Source organism: Weissella sp. DD23 (assembly GCF_001579105.1).
Lineage (GTDB): Bacteria > Bacillota > Bacilli > Lactobacillales > Lactobacillaceae > Weissella > Weissella cibaria.
In genome coordinates this window covers 155992-160468 of the sequence record NZ_KQ970390.1, presented here as the reverse complement: position 1 = coordinate 160468, position 4477 = coordinate 155992, and the positions used below count along the sequence as shown (strand labels likewise).

At 43.6% G+C, this 4477-nt stretch carries 3 protein-coding genes and 2 pseudogenes; all 5 read right to left on the bottom strand.

Annotated elements, in window-relative coordinates; genetic code table 11:
- Positions 1 to 614 (bottom strand): annotated as a pseudogene (locus WEIDD23_RS00740) (hypothetical protein); the annotation flags it as partial.
- A 65-nt stretch (positions 615 to 679) separates the two neighbouring features.
- Entirely contained in the window at positions 680 to 1858 is a 1179-nt protein-coding gene (gene glf, locus WEIDD23_RS00735; RefSeq protein ID WP_010371947.1) for a UDP-galactopyranose mutase, read from the bottom strand.
- A gap of 160 nt (positions 1859 to 2018) precedes the next feature.
- Positions 2019 to 2792, bottom strand: coding sequence for a DUF4422 domain-containing protein (locus WEIDD23_RS00730; protein ID WP_010371950.1), 774 nt, complete (start codon positions 2790 to 2792; stop codon positions 2019 to 2021).
- A 4-nt stretch (positions 2793 to 2796) separates the two neighbouring features.
- The gene (locus WEIDD23_RS00725) at positions 2797 to 4176 is read right to left on the bottom strand and encodes a hypothetical protein (RefSeq protein ID WP_010371954.1); all 1380 of its coding nucleotides are present in this window, start codon (positions 4174 to 4176) and stop codon (positions 2797 to 2799) included.
- Positions 4177 to 4191: 15 nt separating this feature from the next.
- A pseudogene (locus WEIDD23_RS00720) lies at positions 4192 to 4477 on the bottom strand (capsular biosynthesis protein); the annotation flags it as partial.

The window sequence follows — 4477 nt, the reverse complement described above, 5'->3', positions numbered from 1 at the left end:
ATGACAAACAATGTCAACGTCAAAACCGTACTCAACATGTGGGCGTATAAGATTAAGGTTAAGCCTGCTGCCAGTGCCCGCCACTTACGTGCGTCACCCAAGAAGACGTTGTATAACCCAACAAACGCCAAGGGTAGAAACGCAAATGCCAACATCTCACCAAACACAAACTGATCATACGCTAAATATGTGCGGTAACTAGCAAATCCATATAGTAACGCAAAAATAATTGACCGCATGCGCTGTGATTGATATTGATTCATAGCCAGGTATGCCACAATCAACGTCACAAACATCACAATCGCTTCACCAAGGTAAAAGGCGTGAATTGGATTGTCCATCACTGCGAACAAGCCGGACCAACCGAGCATGTAGACAAACGGGTAGAAGAAATTGCTAGCACTACCAATGTTAGTTAGCACATTAAAGTAGCGATATGGAATTTCATGCACTTGTACCCCTTGCGTCAGCCCCGCTAGCCGATTAAGGTGAAACAATAAATCGCCTTGGCCATAAATGGTGCCCCGATTCCAGTAAGGGACAACCGACAAGCCTGCAATCACCACGAACAACAGCATCACCAACAAATGTTGTAAAACTGCCTTTTTATTCATAAGCCCCTCTTCTCGAAAAAAGCCAATCATTCAACAACAGAACGATCGGCTTTTTTAAATACAGATTAGTGTTCTTCGTCGTGTGCGAAGTTGAAGCTTGAAGGAATCTTGAACTCCTTACGTACTTCATTCAAAGCAGCGTTGAAGACTTGGTCCATATCGAAGTAACGGTATTGTCCCAAACGACCACCGAAGATAAATTGATCCTTGTGTTGGCGCGCTTCCTTAGCGTATTCCTTGTACAAGTTCGTGTTCTTCTCGTCGTTAACTGGGTAATAAGCTTCCTTCGTACGGTCCCACGTTTGTGGGTATTCCTTCGTAATGATCGTCACACCATCGTCTGACAAACCATCGAAGTGCTTCCATTCCATCACACGCGTGTATGGCGTCTCAGCATCCGTGTAGTTGATAACTGAGTTTCCTTGGTAGTTATCTGAATCGATAACTTCGTGCTCGAAGCGCAATGAACGGTACTCCAATTCACCGAACTTGTAGTCGAAGAATTGGTCGATCATTCCCGTGTACAAAATACGTGGGAACTCAGCAATGTATTCGTCCTTGTGCTCGAAGAAGTCTGAGTTCAAACGAACATCAATCAAATCGTTATCCAACATCTTCTCAAAGATTTGCGTGTAACCACCGATTGGAATACCTTGGTAACGGTGGTTGAAGTAGTTGTTGTCATAAATGAAACGAACTGGCAAACGCTTGATGATGAAGGCTGGCAATTCAGTTGCCTTACGTCCCCATTGCTTTTCCGTGTAACCCTTGATCAACTTCTCGTAGATATCAGTACCAATCAATGAGATTGCTTGCTCTTCCAAGTTACGTGGCTCGCGGTCACCCAAGTCAGTCAAAGCAGCAGCCTTTTGCTCTTCGATCTTAGCCTTGGCTTCAGCTGGCGTCTTCGTTCCCCACATCTCGTAGAATGTGTTCATGTTGAATGGCAAGTTGTACAACGTACCCTTGTAGTTGGCAACAACTTGGTTTTGGTAACCGTTAAATTCAGCGAATTGACGGATGTAGTCCCAAACTTCCTTGTTGTCCGTGTGGAAAATGTGAGCACCGAAGTCGTGCACCGTAATACCGTGCTCCGTGTGTGTGTACATGTTTCCAGCGATGTGTGCGCGCTTTTCAATAATCAATGAGCGCTTTCCACGCTTAGCTGCTTCATAAGCAAAGATTGAACCAAATGGTCCAGCACCTACGATCAGGTAATCGTAGTTCTTATCATTCAAAGTCATGATTTGTCTTCCTTCTGATGATTTTTGTATAAAAAATATCCTGAAATTACTTTACCATAATTTCAGGATATTTCACACTAAAAGTGTGACAATAACTGGGCTATTTTATCACTTTATAATCAAAAACCACGCGCCATAGGCAGGTGGTTTTTGATTAATATTAGAAGTGAACCTTCTTATTGGCATTCTTGAAGAACTTACGCTTCAAAAATTGGGTTCCCTTGTCCAACCAATTTGTCTTCTCAGTCGTAACCAATGGGAATTCCATCACACGCTTTTGCCTGGTGTTCACCCATGTGTCCATCAAACGCTCTGATAAGAAACCAAAAACACGACGTTCCTGTCCTTCATATTCGAGATATGGAATGCGTTCTTCTACAGCCTTCAACACATCGAACATGAAGTCAGTGTACTCTTGAAAATCAGCTTGGCGCATAATGCTCATATTGAACAAGTGCGCTTTTGTGCTGTTACCCATCGCATCAAACGCAGCCAAGTAATCCGGGTACTTTTCGGCAATCACCTCACGCATCACATTATATGGCTCATGATTGTGCGCATTAAAGTAGTGATCCTTTTGCGTTTCGATGTAGTAATTACGTTGCTTAGGCAACAATACATCCGCAGTTTCCAAAGCGTTACGGATATCCGTTTCTGTCAAAATGTCAGTCAAATCGTGACTAGCTTTCTTACCAAAGTAACGGCGGTAGTGCATCAAGCCAATCACATCTTCATCTTGCAGATTATACTTAGCCCAATACAACGCCGTTAATTCGTTGTAGAACGGGTTCATTTCAGACATGTTTTGACCAGTGTTATCTGGTGTGTAATTAGCTGGATAACCCTCCTGTAGCGCAGCCCCGACCATGACCGGCAGATACGTTGAATCTTTAGGCATTTGGTACGGCTTGTGTACAGCAACTAAAATTTTCATTTAACTAAATTCCTTCGTTTTGTAATTCATCCTCTGCTAAGTGGACCACCCGCCAGTAGAAGAACAACATCAATAGCATCGGCCATGACGTTGCATTAGCTGGCGTAATACCGGCCGTCACAATTGTAATCGCGACAGTGACCAAGAATGACTTAATCATCACCCGATAAAACATCACGTGGTCAGACGCACTTTGCTTCAAACGACCGAGTGTTTTCACTGCCCGCGTAATCAACCCTAGCAACAGCCAGAAGCCAATTAGAACAAAGATAACACCATAGCGGGCTAACCAACCAAACACATCATTCAAAATTGGATATGATTGATTCTTGTAAACATCCATATATTCAGCGTTGTTTTTTGACCACTCTGGCAAATTCTGCACAATATAGTGCCCTTCGTAACCATAGCCAACCCCAAACAATGGATGATGGAGCCAAGCGCCAATTAAACCAATTGTACCACCTAGACGATTATCGGTACCGTCCTTTTGGAACAACCACTGATTTAGCATCGCGTTAACCGACGGTACAAATTGATAAGCCGCGGCAACTGCAATTAAGGCAATCACCACCCCACCCGCGATAAACAACTTTTGCTTACGTGGCGCAGCAAACCAATAGGCAACGGCGAGCAACCCGATCATCAAGAAACCAGTCGTAGTCTTGGCCATGAATAGAATAACGACAATAATGGCTAACAAAGCCCATGTCAACCAAAATAGCCACTTGCGGTTTTTGAAGTTTTTCAACGGCTCCTCAGCAATCATAATTAACAATGGTGAGAACGTTAATCCCAGCAGCAATGCTAAAAATGACGCTTCTGGTTCTAACCCGTTGACACGCCACAATGTTGCCACATAACTCCCGTTATCATAGAAATTACGATCTAGCCAGTGGCGTTCAAACAGGCCAGCAATCGGATTGATAATGTGACTTAACCAGAAAGCACCATCAATGAAGGCGATTTGAGGCAAAACAATCACCACAATGTAGACAATCAAGCTAATCATCACTGACTTGACGAATTTCACGGCATCTTCATAACGCTGAATCGCCATCTTTTGGACTGTATACGCAATCCAAATCACAAGAATCATCTGAATAAACGAAACTAGTCCGTGAAGCAAACCATAGATTTGCTTCGTATCACCAACCACAAAGGATTGGTACGCCATCAGGATTAATTGCACAACCACAAAAGCGCCCCATAAACGAAGCGTATTTGTTTTAGGTAGCACCGTTTGTAACTGAGCAGGTTGTAAATAGATTTTCACCATGATGTACATTGAGAAAATCAAAACCGCAAGCTGAGCAAATGAATCAAAGAAGAAATACGTGTATGTCTTCGGCAAAAGCGCGAATGGCATTAACCATGCAACCATACGAATCTCCTTTGTTTAGTTCTTAGCAGCCGTCACGTTCTTGTAAACACCCACAAAGAATGCCAAGACAACCCCGATTGCCAAACCAGCAACGGCACCAAACAGTGCTGCCTTCTTTGGCGAACCAGCAACCATCGTATCCGTGTCGGCTTCCTTAGTCTTTGTCATCAACTCAGGCTTTGGCATGTCCGAAATCAACTTAGGCGCATTTTCAGCGTATGACTCAGCGAAAGCGTTAACGATCTTGATTGCTTGCTTAGGCTTAGCAATCCCCTTCGCCTTGGCCTTCATCAACAACGTC

Bases quoted from the DNA above. Each gene is read 5' to 3' on its own strand.
- glf (WP_010371947.1), bottom strand. From the start codon at position 1,858: ATGACTTTGAATGATAAGAACTACGATTACCTGATCGTAGGTGCTGGA.
- WEIDD23_RS00730 (WP_010371950.1), bottom strand. From the start codon at position 2,792: ATGAAAATTTTAGTTGCTGTACACAAGCCGTACCAAATGCCTAAAGAT.
- WEIDD23_RS00725 (WP_010371954.1), bottom strand. From the start codon at position 4,176: ATGGTTGCATGGTTAATGCCATTCGCGCTTTTGCCGAAGACATACACG.